The organism is Dechloromonas aromatica RCB, assembly GCF_000012425.1.
Map to the genome: position 1 here is coordinate 3,939,739 of NC_007298.1, position 16,260 is coordinate 3,955,998.

The following is a 16,260-nucleotide window of genomic DNA, read 5'->3' on the forward strand; positions in this document are numbered from 1 at the left end:
ATGCGCGGCTCCCCACGATTTGCCCGCCGCCCCTACGCCTATGGATTTTGTCGGTTTCCAGCTTCGCAACAACCTGTTCGTCGCCCCCATGGCCGGCGTGACGGATCGTCCTTTCCGCCAGTTGTGCAAGAAGATGGGGGCTGGCCTGGCCGTGTCCGAAATGGTCACCTCCAATTCATTGCTTTATGGCAGCGCCAAGACGCTGCGCCGGGCCAATCACGAAGGTGAGGTCGCCCCGATCTCGGTGCAGATCGCCGGCGCCGATCCGAAAATGATGGCCGAGGCGGCCAAACACAACGTCGACAACGGCGCCCAGATCATCGACATCAACATGGGTTGCCCGGCCAAGAAGGTCTGCAACGTGATGGCCGGCTCGGCGCTGATGCAGGACGAGCAGCAGGTCGGACGCATTCTCGATGCCGTCGTTGCTGCAATCCCGAACACCCCGGTCACGCTGAAATTCCGTACCGGCTGGAATCTGGCCAACAAGAACGCCCCGACCATCGCGCGCATCGCCGAATCGGCGGGCATCCGTGCCGTCGCCATCCACGGCCGGACGCGCTGCCAGCAATACACCGGCGAGGCGGAATACGACACCATCGCCATGGTCAAGACGCTGATCAGCATCCCGGTCATCGCCAACGGCGACATCACGACCCCGGAAAAGGCCAAGCACGTGCTCGACGTGACCGGCGCCGATGGCGTCATGATCGGCCGCGCCGCCCAGGGTCGCCCCTGGCTGTTCCGCGAGATCGAACACTATCTAAAAACCGGCGAGCACCTGCCACCGGCCGAGGTCATGGAGATTCACAGCATCCTGCTGGAGCATCTCGAAGACCTTTACGCTTTCTACGGCCCGGAAACGGGGTTCAAGGTCGCCCGCAAGCACATCTCCTGGTACACCAAGGGGTTGGTTGGCTCGGCGGCCTTCCGCAAGGAAATGAACGTCCTGCCCAGCATCGATCAACAGATGCAGGCAGTGAACGACTTCTTCAGCCGACTGGCGGCTGAGCATCAGCATTTGAAATACACAGAGGAGGCGTTGGCAGCATGAGCCAACAAGACATTTCCGCTTGCGTGCTGGGGGCACTCGAGCAATATTTCCGCGATCTGGATGGCGAGAAACCCTGCGCCATCTACGACATGGTGCTGAAAAGCGTCGAAAAGCCGATGTTGGAGGTTGTCCTCTCCAAGGCCGGGGGCAACCAGACAATGGCGGCCGACATGCTGGGCATCAACCGTAATACGCTGCGCAAAAAACTCACCGAGCACCAGCTGCTCTAGTTACTAGTCATTGGTCGTTAGTTATTAGCTAACGGCGCAGCCCCTAGTAACTCCCGCCAACAACCAATTACCAATAGCTCACGACTAACATGACTATCAAACAAGCGCTGATTTCCGTCTCCGACAAGACGGGTGTTCTCGAATTCGCCCAGGGCCTCGCTGCCCAAGGCGTGAAGCTGCTGTCCACCGGCGGCACTGCCAAGATGCTGCGTGATGCCGGCCTGGCCGTCACCGAAATCGGCGATTACACCGGCTTTCCGGAAATGCTTGATGGCCGCGTCAAGACCCTGCACCCGAAGGTGCATGGCGGCATCCTGGCCCGTCGCGACTTGCCGGAACATCTGGCGACCATCGAACAGCATGGCATTCCGATGATCGATCTGGTCTGCGTGAACCTCTACCCGTTCGCCGCCACCATCGCCAAGGCCGGTGTGACGCTGGAAGATGCCATCGAGAACATCGACATCGGCGGCCCGGCCATGGTTCGCTCCTCAGCCAAGAACTACAACGGCGTGGCCATCGTCACCGACCCGGAGGACTACGCCCCGCTGCTCGCCGAAATGAAGGCCACCGGCGGCGCCCTGCAACTGTCCACCCGGTTTGGCCTGGCCAAGAAGGCCTTCACCCACACTGCCCGCTACGACAGCATGATCGCCAACTGGCTGACCGGCCTCGACGAAGGCGCCGAAGCCAAGCCGGCCGAAGCCGCGCCGGTCCCGGCCATCTTCCCGGCCAAGCTGCAACTGGCTTTCGACCGCACCGAAATTCTGCGTTACGGCGAAAACTCTCACCAGTCCGCCGCCTTCTACCGCGACACCACTCCGGTCGCTGGCAGCATCGCCGCCTACACCCAGCTGCAGGGCAAGGAACTGTCCTACAACAACATCGCCGACTCCGATGCCGCCTGGGAATGCGTCAAGTCCTTCGACACCCCGGCCTGCGTCATCGTCAAGCACGCCAATCCGTGCGGCGTCGCCATCGACGGCACGCTGCTCGCCGCCTACGAGAAGGCCTTCAAGACTGATTCCACTTCGGCCTTCGGCGGCATCATCGCCTTCAACGGCGAAGTCGGCATCGACGTGGTCAACGCCATGAATGAGCGCAAGCACTTCGTCGAAGTGCTGATCGCCCCGGCCTTCACTGCCGAAGCCAAAGCAGCGCTGGCCGGCAAAGCCAACTTGCGCGTTCTGGTCGTGCCGATTTCCCGCGTGCTCAATACCTTGGAATTCAAGCGCGTCGGTGGCGGCCTGCTCGTCCAGACCCCGGACAACTTCACCGCACAAGCTTCTGGCCTGAAGATCGTTACCAAAGTGCAACCGACCGCCCAGCAGATCGAAGACCTGCTCTTCGCCGAGCGCGTCGCCAAGTTCGTCAAGTCCAACGCCATCGTCTTCTGCGGCAACGGCATGACACTCGGCGTCGGCGCCGGCCAGATGAGCCGCGTCGACTCGACCAAGATCGCCAGCATCAAGGCCCAGCACGCCGGCCTTGAACTGAACGGTTCGGTCGTCGCTTCAGATGCCTTCTTCCCGTTCCGCGACGGCGTCGACGTGCTGGCCGAAGCCGGCGCCAAGGCAGTCATCCAGCCGGGGGGCTCGATGCGCGACGAGGAAGTCATCGCCGCCGCCGACGAGCATGGTCTGGCCATGGTCTTCACCGGCGCCCGCCACTTCCGTCACTAATAAAAAACAAACCCAAAGAGATCAGCCATGAAACTACTGGTAATCGGTTCCGGCGGCCGCGAGCACGCCATGGCCTGGCGCCTGGCGCAGACCCCCGGCCTGCAGAAGGTTTTCGTCGCCCCCGGCAACGCCGGCACGGCACGCGAGCACGAGCTGGAAAATCTCGACATCACCGATCCGGTAGCGCTGGCTGATTTTGCTGAACAGAACAAGATCCACCTGACCGTCGTCGGCCCGGAAGCGCCGCTGGCCGCCGGCGTGGTCAACGTCTTCCGCGCCCGCGGCCTGAAGATTTTCGGCCCGACCAAGGAAGCCGCCCAGCTTGAATCCTCCAAGGATTTCGCCAAGCGCTTCATGGCCCGCCACAACATTCCGACGGCCGGTTTCGGCACTTTCACCAATGCGGCCGAAGCGCATGCCTACATCGACCAGCAGGGTGCGCCCATCGTCATCAAGGCCGACGGCCTGGCTGCAGGCAAGGGCGTCGTGGTTGCGATGAGCCTTGAAGAAGCCCACGCCGCCATCGACGACATGCTGTCCGGCAACAAGCTGGGCGACGCCGGTGCGCGCGTTGTCATCGAGGAATTCCTCGATGGCGAGGAAGCCAGCTTCATCGTCATGGTCGACGGCAAGAATGTGCTGGCGCTGGCCTCCAGCCAGGACCACAAGCGCATCTTTGACGGCGACCAGGGCCCGAACACCGGCGGCATGGGTGCCTACTCCCCAGCGCCGTGCGTGACGCCGGAAGTGCATGCCAAGGCGATGCGCGAAATCATCCTGCCGACCGTGCGCGGCATGGCCGCCGATGGCATCCCATTCACCGGTTTCCTTTATGCTGGCCTGATGATCGGCAAGGATGGCTCGGTCAAGACCCTGGAATTCAACTGCCGCATGGGCGACCCGGAAACCCAGCCGATCCTGATGCGCCTGAAGTCCGATTTCGTCGAACTGCTCGAACACGGCATCGACGGCACCCTGGATCAGGTCGAAGCCGAGTGGGATCGCCGCATCGCGCTCGGCGTCGTGCTGGCTGCCGCCAATTACCCGGACACTCCGCGCAAGGGCGACCAGATCACCGGCCTGCCGAACGGCAACAGCTTCGGCGAAGACTGCCACGTCTTCCACGCTGGCACCGCCAATGCCGACAGCACGGTGGTGACCAGTGGTGGCCGCGTGCTCTGCGTCACCGCGCTCGGTGAGAACGTCAAGCTGGCTCAGAAGCTGGCCTACGAATCCGCCACCCAGATTCACTTCGACGGCATGCAGTTCCGCAAGGATATTGGACACCGCGCAATCAGCCGCTGAACCATTTCAGCAAAAGCAACTCAGACGGGCGACTCATTCTGGTCAATGAGCCGCCCGATTTCATTTCAGGAAACTTCATGGATACCACCCGCCTCAAGGATTTTTTCACCGGCCTGCAAAGCCGCATCGTCGCCGAACTGGAGGCCTTCGACGGGCAACCTTTCCGTACGGACTCCTGGGTTCGCCCGGAAGGCGGCGGTGGCATTTCCCGACTGATCGAGGAAGGCGATTTCTTCGAACGCGGCGGCGTCAATTTTTCGCACGTCACCGGCAAGTCGTTGCCTGCGTCGGCCACCGCCGTCCGCCCGCAACTGGCCGGGCGCTCGTGGGAAGCGATGGGCGTTTCGCTGGTGCTGCATCCGCGCAACCCTTACTGCCCGACGGCACATATGAACGTGCGCTGTTTCGTGGCCAGCAAGGAAGGCGAAGAAGATGTCTGGTGGTTCGGCGGCGGCATGGACATGACGCCTTACTACGGCCAGCGTGAGGATGTCGTGCACTTCCACCAGACCTGCAAGGATGCACTGGCACCGTTCGGCGACGAGGTCTATCCGAAATACAAGCATTGGTGCGACGAATACTTTTTCCTGAAACATCGCAACGAACCGCGCGGTGTCGGCGGCGTGTTTTTCGACGACCTTAACGAAGGCGGTTTCGAGCGTTGTTTCGAGCTAACCCAGGCCGTCGGCAATGCCTTCACCAAGGCCTACCTGCCTGTTCTCGCCAAGCGCCGCGAGATGCCTTACGACGAGCGCGAACGCGACTTCCAGGCTTACCGTCGAGGTCGTTACGTTGAATTCAATCTGGTCTGGGACCGCGGCACGCTGTTTGGCCTGCAATCCGGCGGGCGCACCGAATCGATCCTGATGTCACTGCCCCCGATCGTCAAATGGCGCTACGACTGGCAACCGGAAGCCGGCAGCCCGGAGGCCGAGTTGTACGAAGTATTCCTCAAGCCGCAGGACTGGGCCTGAAAGCTACTTCAACTTGCCTTTGACGACCCGGACCCGTTCCGGGTTTTTTACGCCCATCCTGCCACCGCCGCCCTGCAGATTGCCGCAGGCGCAGGCGGCCTTGATGTGCGGCACCGAATTGACGATCACCAGACAATCCAGGCACTCGTAGTAGAGGTCGCCGCCGGTCGGCAAGGCGGCTGGGTCGGGGGATGGCTCGACAGGATAGAAGTTATAAATCTTGCGCATGTCGATATTCAGCATTTCCCCTCCCCATTGTTTTTGATCTTGGCCTAATGCACGTCAAGCAGTGCACTGGCCCGGTAGTGTTTGTTGGCTTCTTCGCTTTTGCCCAACTGGTCGAAAAGGCGCGCCAGCTCAAGGTGAGCCTCCTGCGTCACTTCAACGGACAGCGAGGCTTCGAGATAGCTCTGCGCTTTGCCCCACAGGCGCTGGCGCTGGCACATCCGGCCCAGGGCCATGAGCAGCAAGGCGTCATCCGGATGCCGGCGGAGCCAGGCCTCGGCCTTGGCAATACGGGCGGTCAACTCACCATCGCTCAGGCGGCCGTAAATCGCCAGCAGCTCGGGTTGCCAGGCATCGTCCCCGGCCGCATCAAGGGCAGACTCAATCAATTTCTGTGCTTCGCCGTTGGCACCAAGCGCGTTCAGGGCACGGGCGGCAGCCAAAACGACACGCCGGCCGCGCTCTTCATTCGGCAAGTTGCGCAAATAGGAGATCAATCGCCGCTCGTCCACGCCACGCTTGGCGATGCTGGCCAAGTGGGCCTGGGTCAGGATTTCACCGACCACCTCGTCAGGCAGCGCATCACGTTTGGCCAATTGACGCACCAGCTTGATCACACCATCCCAGTCACCCGCCCCCTGACGAGCTCGCAGCTCGAGTCGCAGTGCCGCAATATGACGCCCCTGCTTGCCTTGCAATTTTTCCAGGGCAGCCAGCGCCGCATCAAAGCGCCGTTCCTCATTGGCCATTTCGGCATCGAGCATCAGGGTAGCGGCTTCAGTGCGCGGATCGTCGGTCTTCGCATGCTCCAGCCAGTATTGCTGCTTGGCCGGTTCGCGCATGCGCTGGGCCGCGCGGGCAGCGATCAGCGCCGACAAGCCTGGTGCCGTACCGGCGCCATGGGCTTCCGCGGCCTTTTTCATGGCCTGACCAAAACGCCCCTCGAACAACAGGCGAACGGCATCCTGAAAAACCAGACCTGCCTTGTCGCGTTGCTGTCGGGCGCGGTATTCGCGAACCCGTTTTGGCAGTCCGAAAGTGGCCGAAAAGACACGCATGACCGCATAAAAAGCCATGAACAGGCCAATCAGAGCGAGAATCAGCAGATTGAGCGAAACCTCGGCGCGCCACGGCGGAAAAACCAGCAGCACGTAACCATCATTCAGACGCGCCCCGAGCGCCACCGCAACTGCCAGCCCGAACAGGGCAAGAATCCAGAACAGGCCCCTCACCGCTTTTCCTTGGTCTGACGCAGCGCGCGCAAGGCGGTCTGGGTGTCGTTGAGGTTAGGCAATTCGACATTGATTTCGCTCGCCGTCATCTGGCGCAGCGTTGCCTGGGCGGCCTGAACCGACTTGTCATTGATATCAAAATGCCGGGCAAGCCATTCGCCACCCACCTTCAATTCATTGCGAAAAGTCCATTGATCGCGAGCAAACAGGGCGAGACGGGCATTCAATAGCCGCAGTTTGAGATTCTCGCGCAGGAAATAACCCTGACCGGGTGCCAGTAGCGCCGTGTCGTCACGGTCAAAGCGCTGGATACGGACCAGTCCCTTGAGCTCCTGCCAGATGTTGCCTCCCGTCCGTTGCCACCACGGTTGTGCCTCGACCGCTTTCTGGCTTTCGGTCTTTTCTGCCGGGCGGCCATAGGAGGCAAGCGGCAATTTGTCGACACCCAGAATGACCTGTTCGAGGCGCAAACTGATGCCCGGCATATCAACAAAAGGCAGCGCGTTGAGTTTTTGCAGATCCTTGGTCACCGCCTTGCGCAAAGGCAGGTATTGCGGCCGGTCCAGGCGGGCCAGACGAGCATCGGCAGTCTGCATGGCCAGCACGGCGACCGGCACATTGCCGGCCAGTTGAAGTTGCTGACCCGCCAACGTGATCGCCTGTTCGACCTCAAGCAGCGTCGCCTCTTCGCGGCCGCGAGCGATATCCTGATTCAGCGCCTTGAGCGCTTCGGTCTGCGTCTGGAATTCGGCAAAGCGCCCCTCGACGGCACCCAGCTTGGCCTGCAGGGCCTCGATCTGTTCGCGTGTCTGTTTCTGGGCGCCCCGTTCTTCCTTGTTACCAGTATCGAATTCGGCCAGCTTGCGGCTGACTTCCTGCTGGGTATCAAGCAGCTTCTGGCGGGTTTCGAACCACTGCCAACCGGACAGGCCCAGCGCGGCGACAGCCACGAGCAGCCACGGCCCCTGGCGGGAAGATTTGCGCACAGGCACCGGTGCCGGGACCATATTCGTAGGGGAGGAGGTATTGTTTTCGGGCATCATGCCGGCCAATTATAAGCACCTAAGCCGGCGAGGATGCCGGCGTCGGCTGCTTCGGTGAGGATAATGTTGCTTAAACCCAATGCCCGGGCGTTTTCGGCGATTCGGGCATGGGGAACGAAGAGCGGTGTTTTTTGCAGGAAGGCGCGACCTTCGGCGTCGAGCCGATCGACCAGATAACGCAGGCCTTCGCTGCTTGAGACGGTCAATGCGTCAAGCTGTCCGGATTGCCAAGCGGCCAGCAGAGGCTGCACGCCAGCGGATGGGCCGGAGCGGCGGTAGCAGGTGATGCAATCGACGCTTGCCCCGCGTTCGCGCAAGGTATCGGCCAGCAGCTCACGGCCGCCATCACCACGGAAGATGACGACACGCCTGCCATTGACCGATTCGGCAGCCATTTCCGGAAGTTCGAGCAGGGCCTCGGAATCAAAACGTTCGCTTGGTACAACGCAGCCGAAAACACCTTTGGCGGCCAGCTCCCTGGCCGTGCCCTGGCCAACGGCGGCGGGTTTCAGGCTGACCGGCCACCCGCCATGCGCCAATATCGCCGGCAAGGCGTGATCAACGGCATTCGGGCTGATGAAAACAGCCAGCGAGTAGCTTTCCAGTCGCGCTACCGCCTCGATCAGTGGCTGAGGATCTGTCGCTGGTGAGATTTCCAGCAACGGAAAGACCAGCGGCTTGCCGCCGGCGGCGGCAATCGCCTCGGCCAGCGGCGCTGCCTGCGCCTGCGGCCGGGTCACAACGATGGTTCGGCCGGCGAGCGGGCCGGTGGCGGTCATTTGCAGTGGGCGAGCTTTTCCAGGATCGCGTCGGCGCCCTTGGCGCGCAGTTCGGCCGCCAATTGCAGGCCGAGTGCTTCGTCGTCGGCCGGGTTGCCGCGCAATTCGGCACTGACCACTTCCTGGCCGTCAGCCGTCGCGACGAAACCGCGCAGCCAGAGCTGGCCGTTGTCGATGATCGCGTAGCCGCCGAGCGGCACCTGGCAGCTACCGCCCAAGGCGCGCGAGAAGGCGCGTTCGGCTTTGACGCAGTGGGCCGTTTCCGGGTCGTTGAGCGGTGCGACAACGTCGGCCATGTCGGCGGCGCCGTCGATCAGCTCGATGCCCAGCGCGCCCTGACCGGGAGCCGGCAACGACTGTTCGGCGGTCAACACGGATTTGATGCGATTTTCCATGCCGAGGCGGATCAGGCCGGCGGCAGCCAGGATGATCGCGTCGTATTCGCCGGCGTCGAGCTTCTTCAAACGGGTATCGAGGTTGCCGCGCAGGCTCTTGATGACCAGCTGTGGATACTTGGCACGCAGGATGGATTCGCGGCGCAGGCTGGAGGTACCGACGATGGCGCCGGCCGGCAGGTCATCCAGCCCGTTGTACTTGTTTGAAACGAAGGCATCGCGCGGATTCTCGCGGGCCGAGATGGCGGCCAGCACGAAGCCTTCCGGCATCACCATCGGCACATCCTTCATCGAATGCACGGCGAGGTGGGCCTTGCCTTCCTGCATGGCGACTTCCAGTTCCTTGATGAACAGCCCCTTGCCGCCGATCTCGGCCAGCGGGCGATCGAGGATCTGGTCGCCCTTGGTCGTCATGCCGAGAATGACAACCTCCGCCCCGGGATTTAAACTCGATAAGCGATCTCTAACGTGCACCGCCTGCCACATGGCCAGACGGGATTCGCGGGAGGCAATGACAATCTTCGAAGGACGGGACATGATCAGGCAATGGGCAGGGCTTTTGGGAGGGCTGATTCTAGCATGGCTGGCCGCCCCCGCCTTGGGCGCAACGGACCTGCCGGCCGCCGCCGATTTACGCTCGGAAGCGGCGCGGGCGGCCAAGCTTGGCGGCCCGCTGATCGTCATCTACAGCCGCCAGGACTGCAAATACTGCGAAGCCGTCAAGCGCGACTACCTGAAGCCGCTCGCCACCAACCCGCACTACCGCGACCGCGTGCTTATCCGTCAAGTCAATCAGGATGGCGAGGCGCAGGCGCTAAGCGACTTCAAAGGTGCGCCCTCGACCCATGCCAAGGTCGCCCAGACCGAGAAGGTCAAGCTGGTGCCGGTCGTCGCCTTTTATGGCCCCGACGGGCGCAAGCTGGCCGAACCGATAGTCGGCGCCCGGCTGCCCGATTTTTACCAAACCTATCTGGAAGACGCGGTGGAGCAATCCAGCCGTGCTTTGAAAAAGCCATGAGCGAAACGATCAAGCCGCCCGAGCAGCGCCCGGAACATCCCGATTTCTGGTGCAAGCGCTTCGGCGAAGGGGTGACACCCTGGGATGCCGGCAAGGTACCGATGGCCTTTGTCGATTTCGTTGGCGCCCAGACGACGCCACTCAACTCGCTGATTCCGGGCTGCGGCAGCGCCTGGGAGGCAGCTCATCTGGCCGAGCTTGGCTGGCCAGTGACAGCACTGGACTTTTCACCGCTGGCTATTGAGAAAGCCCGTGAAGTTCTGGGCGATTCGCCAGTCAAGCTCGTTTGCGCCGATTTCTTCACTTTCGCCCCCAGGCAACCGCTCGATCTGATCTATGAACGTGCCTTCCTCTGCGCTTTGCCGCGCAAGCTGTGGGCCGACTGGGGCAAACAGGTCGCCGAATTGCTGCCGAGCGGCGCCCGGCTGGCCGGGTTCTTCTTCCTCTGCGACCAACCGAAAGGCCCACCCTTCGGCATCCTGCCGGCGCAGCTCGACGAATTGCTGCGGCCGAATTTCGAGCTGATCGAAGACCAGCCTGTCGGTGACTCCGTCCCCGTCTTCGCCGGACGGGAGCGCTGGCAAGTCTGGCGGCGGCGTTAGCGGTATCATCGTGGGCTAACCCCAACGCGATGCCCACCCAATGAAAACCGATACCCCCCAGACCATCTATCTCAAGGACTACACCGTCCCCGCCTATCTGGTCGACACCGTCGACCTCGATTTCAATATCGAAACCGGTGGCACCACCGTGAGCTCGATGCTGGCCATGCGCCGCAACCCGGCCGCGGCCGGTCAGCCGCTGGTCCTCGACGGCGACGAACTGGAAACGCTCAGTGTCACGGTCGACGGCCACCAGGTGCCCTTTGCGGCCACGGCCAGCACCCTGACCATCACCGACCTGCCGGAAACCTTCACGCTGCAGACTGTCGTCCGCATCGACCCGGACAAGAACACCCGCCTGTCCGGTCTCTATCGCTCGACCGATGGCTACTTCACCCAGTGCGAGGCACAGGGTTTCCGCCGGATCACCTGGTTCCTCGACCGCCCAGACGTGATGTCGACCTACACTGTGACGCTGCACGCCGACCAGGCCACCTATCCGGTCCTGCTCGCCAACGGCAATCCGGTTGATGCCGGAGAAGAAGCCAATGGCCGTCACTGGGCAAAATGGGCCGACCCGTTCAAGAAGCCGGCCTACCTGTTCGCCGTCGTCGCCGGCAAGCTTGACGTGCTGAAAGACACCTTCAGGACCGCTTCCGGCCGCAGCGTGCAGCTCGCCATCTACGTCGAGCCGGGCAAGCTCGACCAGTGCCCGCACGCCATGGCCGCGCTGCAGAAATCCATGAAATGGGACGAGGAACGCTTCGGCCTCGAATGCGATCTCGACCATTACATGATCGTCGCCGTCGGCGACTTCAACATGGGCGCGATGGAGAACAAGGGCCTGAACATCTTCAACACGAAGTATGTACTCGCTCGCAGCGATGTGGCCACCGATGTCGATTTCGAGAACATCGACCGCGTCGTCGCCCACGAATATTTCCACAACTGGACCGGTAACCGCGTCACCTGCCGTGACTGGTTCCAGCTCTCGCTGAAGGAAGGCCTGACCGTCTTCCGCGACCAGGAGTTCGGGGCCGACCTGCACAACCGCCAGACCGCCCGTATCCGCGAAGTACGCGGCCTGCGCGCTGCCCAGTTCCCGGAAGATGCTGGCCCGATGGCCCACCCGATCCGCCCGGCCAGCTTCGTTGAGATCAACAATTTCTACACCTCGACCGTCTATGAAAAAGGCGCCGAAGTCATCCGGATGATCCAGACCCTGATCGGCCGCGATGCTTTCCGCGCCGGGATGGATGAATACTTCCGTCGCCATGACGGCCAGGCAGTGACCTGCGAGGATTTCGTCGCCGCGATGAGCGCTGCCTCCGGCTTCGACTTCACGCAATTCATGCGCTGGTACAACCAGCCGGGCACGCCGCATGTCGCTGTGGACGGCCACTTCGATCCAGACAGTCAGACCTACACGCTGACCTGCACGCAGTCGAACCCACGCGCCAGCGACGAGCAGCCCTACCTGATCCCGATCCGCGTCGCACTGTTTGGCGAGGACGGCAGGCTGCTGCCCAACAGCGAACGTCTGCTGCATATGACGGCCGCCACCCAATCCTTCGTCTTCAACGACCTGAGCAGCGAACCCGTTCCGTCGCTGCTGCGCGATTTCTCTGCCCCGGTCATCCTCAACTTCGACTACACGCCGGAGCAACTGACCCTGCTGCTGGCCCATGAAAGCGACCCGTTTAACGCCTGGGAAGCTGGCCAGCGCCTGGCTTCGACACTGATTCTCGAGGCCACCGCAGCCATCGCCGCCGGCCGGCAGCTGGTCTGGCCCGCCAGCTTCGTCGAGGCCGTTCGCCGCCTGCTGCAAACCCAAGCCCGGCGTGGCGCCGCCTTCGTGGCCGAAGCCCTAACCCTGCCCGGCGAATCGACGCTGGCCGAAGCACTGGACGTCGTTGATCCCGATGCGCTGCATGCTGCCCGTAACGCGCTGCGCCGACATCTGGCCGAGCAACTCGAAGGTGAATTCTCCGGTCTTTACGCCGGGCTCGCCCCCAACGCTGCCTACGCACCGACCAGCGAACAGGCCGGCCGGCGCGCCCTGCGCAATGCCTGCCTGGGCTATCTGCTCGAACTCGATACGCCAGCCGTCCGCCAACTGGCGTTGCAGCAGTTCGCTAGCGCCGACAACATGACCGACCAGTTCGCCGCACTGTCGGTGCTGGCCAACGTCAATACCGACACCTGCCCGGAACGCGACAAGGCACTGGCTGATTTCTACGCCCGCTGGCAACACGAAGCGCTGGTTGTCGACAAATGGCTGGCCGTTCAATCAACCAGCCGCCGCCCGGATACGCTGGATACGGTCAGGGCGCTCACCGCCCACCCGGCCTTCGACATCGGTAATCCGAACAAAGTCTATTCGCTGATCCGCGCCTTTGGCGCCAATCTGGCACGCTTCAATGCCGCGGACGGCAGCGGTTATGCCTTCATCGCCGAACGGGTGATTGAACTGCACGACCGTAACCCGCAAGTCGCTTCGCGTCTGGCCCGTTGCTTCGACCGTTGGAAGAAATTCGACACCGGCCGACAGCGCCACGCACGTGCGGCGCTGGAAAGCATCCGCGATCATGCCAACCTGTCGCGCGACGTGCTGGAAGTCGTGACGCGTTCGCTGAGTGCTGACTGAACCAAGCGACCGGACACACATAGCGATACGCATTGTTGCAAACGGTTACTTGAAATGGCGAGGGGCTGGCCTTATCTTGGACACATGCGCTGATCAGACATCAGCCTTGACGGCCTCCCCCTCCCCCAAGACCCCAGGCCGTCCAGAAAGCCCCGTACCTCCCCCTGTACGGGGCTTTCGCCTTTTTGCGGCAGGCGTTTCAGATTATTCTTGCGGCCATGGCCAAGCGAAGAAAAAAGAAGATCGAACGCGTCATCCATCTCTCCGCCGGGCCATTGCCCCAGCGACTGGCTGAGCGCTTCATCGACCATCGGCTGATTTTCAGCGATGCCAGCCAGCTCCGCCATGGCGGCCTGGCCGCAGTCCTGTTCGAGCAGCCCGATAGCGAAGCAGTGATCGCCACCCGGACCGTCGCAGTCACTGGCAGTAATGAACTCGAATTGCAGGCGGCTGTTTTTGCGCTGGAACAGGCCAGCCGGCACTTCCCCGGCGAGCCAGCCGCCCTGTTTTCAGACAATCAGGACGCCGTCAGTCGTCTGAATCAGGCGAAGACGCGAGGCCTGGCTCAAGACCCTGAACTGACCGGCATCTTCGCTGCACTGGATCTTGGCGTACTACTGGCCAATGCGCGCATCGTCTGGATCAAGGGGCATTCGTCCTGCCGTGGCAATGCACTGGCCGACCAGCATGCCCGAGTGGCGGCAAGTTAAGTATCCTGGCTGGCGCACAACCAGGCGGGGAGGCTCACCCCCTGATCCACGGCCCCAGCAGCTGACGCAACGCGGCTTCGTTGTAACCGTTGATGACCTCGTCGCCGACCTTGATCAGGGGCACACCGTTGCCCCCCAATTTCTTGTGTTCGCTTAGCGCTGACGAGCTTTTCTCGATGTCATATTCGGTATAACGAATACCGTTGGCCGCGAAGAACTCGCGGCTCATCTTGCAATAGCCACACCAGTCCGTGGCATAGAGCAAAACCTCCGGCTGGCTGGCCGTCACCGCCGCCTCGGCTTGGACGCTCCGTTGCTGCAGCAGTGGCCGAGCAAACCAGAATGCCGCGCCAAAGGCCAGCAGAACCAGCAGCCACTTGCCCGCACCGCCGCGGCGCTCCGGTTCCGCCGTCGTCATGTACAGCGGTGGAGTCGCCGGCGGCGCCGAATGGCCTGCCTTGGCATAGGCCCGTTCGCATGAAGGGCACTGCCAGTCTGGGGACTGGTCTTCAGGCCGGCGGGCATAGTTGCAATGGGGGCAGATTTGGCTCAAGGCAAGTTCTCGCTAGAAGATTTCAGGAATTTTTAACCAGCGCCTTGGCGGCAGCCCATTGCCGGCGACTCACCGGCAGTTTTTCCGGGACACCGCGCAGCAACGCCCAGCCGTAAGCTTCTGCATCGTCGACGACCGCTTTTTCAAAACCGGCCAGCGCCGCCTTGGCAACAAGAACCGAGCGGTGCAGGCGCAGGAAACGGTCGGCAAATTCAGACTCAAGATGGGTCAGCGCTTCATCAAGCAGGTATTCACGCTCGACGGTACGGGCAGTCACATATTTGAGATCGGCCTTGAAGTAGAGCACCTCGGCGATCGGCACCAGCAGCAGACGGCCACGCTCGTGGCAGGAAAGGTGAGTTCGTCCGCCACCACGCACCTCCTGGCCAATGTTGGCCAGCAGCGAAGTATCCGGCCGTGGCCCCGGCACCTTCTGCAGGGCGGCTAGCAGACGCTGAACCCGGACCGGTTTCAACAGGTAATCGACCGCATTGAGATCGAAGGCCTGGACGGCGTAATTGTCGTAGGCCGTCGTAAAAATCACCGCCGGCGGCTTTTCAAGACGACCAAGATGGGTCGCCAGTTCGATACCATCCATGCCCGGCATGCGGATATCGGCCAGCACCACATCGACCGTCTGTTGGCGAAGTGCCTCAAGTGCCAACAAGCCGTTCGCTGCTTCGCCCACCACCTCGCTCGACAATTGCGCAGAGAGATCGGACAGCAGGGCACGCAGGCGGTCGCGCGCCAGCGGCTCATCGTCGACGATCAGAACTTTCAGCGGGTTGGCGGGAGTTTGCGGCGTTGGCATGGCAGGATGATACGAACCTCATAACTGTTGTCGCCGACCTCGATTTCCAGGCGGGCTTCAAGATCGTAATACAGGGCCAGCCGTTCGCGGATATTGGCCACCGCCATCTGGTTGCCAGCGGCATGCTGGGCCTGACCAGCGGTTGGATTGGCGATGGCGATCCACAACTCGTCGCCCTTCTGTTCGATGCCGATGCGGACAGTGCCGCCCGCCGCAGACGGCTCGATGCCATGATAAACAGCGTTTTCCAACAGCGGCTGCAGCATCAGCGGCGGAATCGGCAGCGCCATGGAAACCTCCCCGATTTGCCAGTCGATCGCCAGGCGCTCGCCCAACCTGAGGTCTTCCAGCGCCAGATACTGCTTAGCCAGCGCTATTTCGTCGGCCAGACTGACCAGTTCGCAAGGGTCGCGCATGGCGGCCCGGAACAGGTCTGACAAAGACTCAAGCGCCGCTTCGGCCTCTTTTGGTCGCGCCCGAATCAAGGACAATACCGCGTTCAGCGAGTTGAACAAAAAGTGCGGCCGAATGCGGGCATTGAGCGCCGCCAGCCTCGCCTCGGCCTGTACCGGCGAAAAGGCCCGCGAACGAAGTTCGAAATAAGTCAGCAACAAGGCAGCCATGGCCATCGCCAGCAACATGGCCCGCAGCGCACCACCTGCCTCGACCAGACCGACGGAACGCGCATAGAGGACAAACACCGCCGAAACAGCACCGGCAAGGGCAAGCACGCAGGCCTGGCCGACGCGCAGCGGCAGACGCCACAGGATGTCGCGGGACAAGGACAGCAATCCGAGGCAGAGCAGAAGCAAGGGCTCGACGACTGCCGCCAACCCGATGTACTGCCCCATCCAGCCGTCGATCTCGGGGGTTTGCACCAGTGCCGCCAATGCCGCCAGCGCATTGACGCCGAGCAGCAAACGCAGCATCACCCCAAAATTGCGCCAGTCGGGCAAGGGGTAGGTTGCGGGAAAGTGCCGTATACTTGTCATCTTTGTGC

General features: G+C 62.2%; 17 protein-coding genes. 9 read left to right on the top strand and 8 right to left on the bottom strand.

Annotated elements, in window-relative coordinates:
- Positions 1-40 precede the first annotated feature (40 nt).
- The 5 genes from dusB to hemF all read left to right on the top strand — a co-directional run bounded on the left by dusB (position 41) and on the right by hemF (position 5,245).
- Complete coding sequence (dusB, locus tag DARO_RS18690; RefSeq protein WP_011289390.1) at positions 41-1,054, top strand: tRNA dihydrouridine synthase DusB; 1,014 nt, start codon at positions 41-43, stop codon at positions 1,052-1,054.
- Positions 1,051-1,284, top strand: a complete 234-nt coding sequence (locus tag DARO_RS18695) for a Fis family transcriptional regulator (RefSeq protein WP_011289391.1) — start codon at positions 1,051-1,053, stop codon at positions 1,282-1,284. Before dusB ends, DARO_RS18695 begins: the two co-directional genes overlap by 4 nt.
- Positions 1,285-1,373: 89 nt before the next feature.
- Positions 1,374-2,966 carry a bifunctional phosphoribosylaminoimidazolecarboxamide formyltransferase/IMP cyclohydrolase gene (purH, locus tag DARO_RS18700; RefSeq protein ID WP_011289392.1) on the top strand — a complete coding sequence of 531 codons (1,593 nt, stop codon included), beginning with the start codon at positions 1,374-1,376 and terminating at the stop codon, positions 2,964-2,966.
- A 27-nt stretch (positions 2,967-2,993) separates the two neighbouring features.
- A complete protein-coding gene (gene purD / locus DARO_RS18705; RefSeq protein WP_011289393.1) occupies positions 2,994-4,271 on the top strand; it encodes a phosphoribosylamine--glycine ligase in 1,278 nt (425 codons plus the stop codon).
- A gap of 77 nt (positions 4,272-4,348) precedes the next feature.
- Entirely contained in the window at positions 4,349-5,245 is an 897-nt protein-coding gene (hemF, locus tag DARO_RS18710; protein ID WP_011289394.1) for an oxygen-dependent coproporphyrinogen oxidase, read from the top strand.
- 3 nt (positions 5,246-5,248) lie between these two features.
- Here hemF and DARO_RS18715 read toward each other — a convergent pair whose 3' ends face one another.
- The 5 genes from DARO_RS18715 to hemC are packed head-to-tail and all read right to left on the bottom strand — an operon-like array spanning position 5,249 to position 9,456.
- Positions 5,249-5,488: a hypothetical protein gene (locus DARO_RS18715; RefSeq protein WP_011289395.1), complete on the bottom strand. Its 240-nt coding sequence runs from the start codon at positions 5,486-5,488 to the stop codon at positions 5,249-5,251.
- A 29-nt stretch (positions 5,489-5,517) separates the two neighbouring features.
- Positions 5,518-6,702, bottom strand: coding sequence for a heme biosynthesis protein HemY (locus DARO_RS18720; RefSeq protein ID WP_011289396.1), 1,185 nt, complete (start codon positions 6,700-6,702; stop codon positions 5,518-5,520).
- On the bottom strand, positions 6,699-7,745 hold the full coding sequence (locus tag DARO_RS18725; RefSeq protein ID WP_011289397.1) for a uroporphyrinogen-III C-methyltransferase: 1,047 nt from the start codon (positions 7,743-7,745) through the stop codon (positions 6,699-6,701). Before DARO_RS18725 ends, DARO_RS18720 begins: the two co-directional genes overlap by 4 nt.
- On the bottom strand, positions 7,742-8,524 hold the full coding sequence (locus tag DARO_RS18730) for a uroporphyrinogen-III synthase (protein ID WP_011289398.1): 783 nt from the start codon (positions 8,522-8,524) through the stop codon (positions 7,742-7,744). The genes DARO_RS18725 and DARO_RS18730 overlap by 4 nt, the downstream gene beginning before the upstream one ends.
- A complete protein-coding gene (gene hemC / locus DARO_RS18735; protein WP_011289399.1) occupies positions 8,521-9,456 on the bottom strand; it encodes a hydroxymethylbilane synthase in 936 nt (311 codons plus the stop codon). Before hemC ends, DARO_RS18730 begins: the two co-directional genes overlap by 4 nt.
- On the opposite strand from hemC, the gene DARO_RS18740 reads away from it, so the two are divergent.
- From DARO_RS18740 to DARO_RS18755, 4 genes are all read left to right on the top strand, one after another.
- Positions 9,455-9,937, top strand: coding sequence for a SoxW family protein (locus DARO_RS18740; RefSeq protein ID WP_041224524.1), 483 nt, complete (start codon positions 9,455-9,457; stop codon positions 9,935-9,937). The two genes, hemC and DARO_RS18740, sit on opposite strands and share 2 nt — an antisense overlap.
- Positions 9,934-10,539: a methyltransferase domain-containing protein gene (locus DARO_RS18745; RefSeq protein WP_011289400.1), complete on the top strand. Its 606-nt coding sequence runs from the start codon at positions 9,934-9,936 to the stop codon at positions 10,537-10,539. The genes DARO_RS18740 and DARO_RS18745 overlap by 4 nt, the downstream gene beginning before the upstream one ends.
- 40 nt (positions 10,540-10,579) lie before the next feature.
- Positions 10,580-13,186, top strand: coding sequence for an aminopeptidase N (pepN, locus tag DARO_RS18750; protein WP_011289401.1), 2,607 nt, complete (start codon positions 10,580-10,582; stop codon positions 13,184-13,186).
- A gap of 218 nt (positions 13,187-13,404) precedes the next feature.
- Positions 13,405-13,896: an RNase H family protein gene (locus DARO_RS18755; RefSeq protein ID WP_011289402.1), complete on the top strand. Its 492-nt coding sequence runs from the start codon at positions 13,405-13,407 to the stop codon at positions 13,894-13,896.
- Positions 13,897-13,930: 34 nt separating this feature from the next.
- On the opposite strand, the gene DARO_RS18760 is transcribed toward DARO_RS18755, so the two are convergent.
- Genes DARO_RS18760 through DARO_RS18770 form a run of 3 tightly spaced genes read right to left on the bottom strand, consistent with a single transcriptional unit; the run spans position 13,931 to position 16,189 of the window.
- The gene (locus DARO_RS18760) at positions 13,931-14,449 is read right to left on the bottom strand and encodes a glutaredoxin family protein (protein ID WP_041224526.1); all 519 of its coding nucleotides are present in this window, start codon (positions 14,447-14,449) and stop codon (positions 13,931-13,933) included.
- A 22-nt stretch (positions 14,450-14,471) separates the two neighbouring features.
- Positions 14,472-15,260, bottom strand: coding sequence for a LytR/AlgR family response regulator transcription factor (locus tag DARO_RS18765; protein WP_011289404.1), 789 nt, complete (start codon positions 15,258-15,260; stop codon positions 14,472-14,474).
- Positions 15,227-16,189 carry a histidine kinase gene (locus DARO_RS18770; protein ID WP_157037246.1) on the bottom strand — a complete coding sequence of 321 codons (963 nt, stop codon included), beginning with the start codon at positions 16,187-16,189 and terminating at the stop codon, positions 15,227-15,229. Before DARO_RS18770 ends, DARO_RS18765 begins: the two co-directional genes overlap by 34 nt.
- Between the last annotated feature and the right edge of the window lie 71 nt (positions 16,190-16,260).

Excerpts from the sequence above, each read along its gene's own strand:
- hemC (WP_011289399.1), bottom strand. The coding sequence starts at position 9,456 with ATGTCCCGTCCTTCGAAGATTGTCATTGCCTCCCGCGAATCCCGTCTG.
- DARO_RS18730 (WP_011289398.1), bottom strand. The coding sequence starts at position 8,524 with ATGACCGCCACCGGCCCGCTCGCCGGCCGAACCATCGTTGTGACCCGG.
- DARO_RS18755 (WP_011289402.1), top strand. The coding sequence starts at position 13,405 with ATGGCCAAGCGAAGAAAAAAGAAGATCGAACGCGTCATCCATCTCTCC.
- purH (WP_011289392.1), top strand. The coding sequence starts at position 1,374 with ATGACTATCAAACAAGCGCTGATTTCCGTCTCCGACAAGACGGGTGTT.
- dusB (WP_011289390.1), top strand. The coding sequence starts at position 41 with ATGGATTTTGTCGGTTTCCAGCTTCGCAACAACCTGTTCGTCGCCCCC.
- DARO_RS18770 (WP_157037246.1), bottom strand. The coding sequence starts at position 16,189 with ATGCTGCGTTTGCTGCTCGGCGTCAATGCGCTGGCGGCATTGGCGGCA.
- pepN (WP_011289401.1), top strand. The coding sequence starts at position 10,580 with ATGAAAACCGATACCCCCCAGACCATCTATCTCAAGGACTACACCGTC.
- DARO_RS18715 (WP_011289395.1), bottom strand. The coding sequence starts at position 5,488 with ATGCTGAATATCGACATGCGCAAGATTTATAACTTCTATCCTGTCGAG.
- DARO_RS18765 (WP_011289404.1), bottom strand. The coding sequence starts at position 15,260 with ATGCCAACGCCGCAAACTCCCGCCAACCCGCTGAAAGTTCTGATCGTC.
- DARO_RS18740 (WP_041224524.1), top strand. The coding sequence starts at position 9,455 with ATGATCAGGCAATGGGCAGGGCTTTTGGGAGGGCTGATTCTAGCATGG.
- hemF (WP_011289394.1), top strand. The coding sequence starts at position 4,349 with ATGGATACCACCCGCCTCAAGGATTTTTTCACCGGCCTGCAAAGCCGC.
- DARO_RS18695 (WP_011289391.1), top strand. The coding sequence starts at position 1,051 with ATGAGCCAACAAGACATTTCCGCTTGCGTGCTGGGGGCACTCGAGCAA.
- purD (WP_011289393.1), top strand. The coding sequence starts at position 2,994 with ATGAAACTACTGGTAATCGGTTCCGGCGGCCGCGAGCACGCCATGGCC.
- DARO_RS18745 (WP_011289400.1), top strand. The coding sequence starts at position 9,934 with ATGAGCGAAACGATCAAGCCGCCCGAGCAGCGCCCGGAACATCCCGAT.
- DARO_RS18725 (WP_011289397.1), bottom strand. The coding sequence starts at position 7,745 with ATGATGCCCGAAAACAATACCTCCTCCCCTACGAATATGGTCCCGGCA.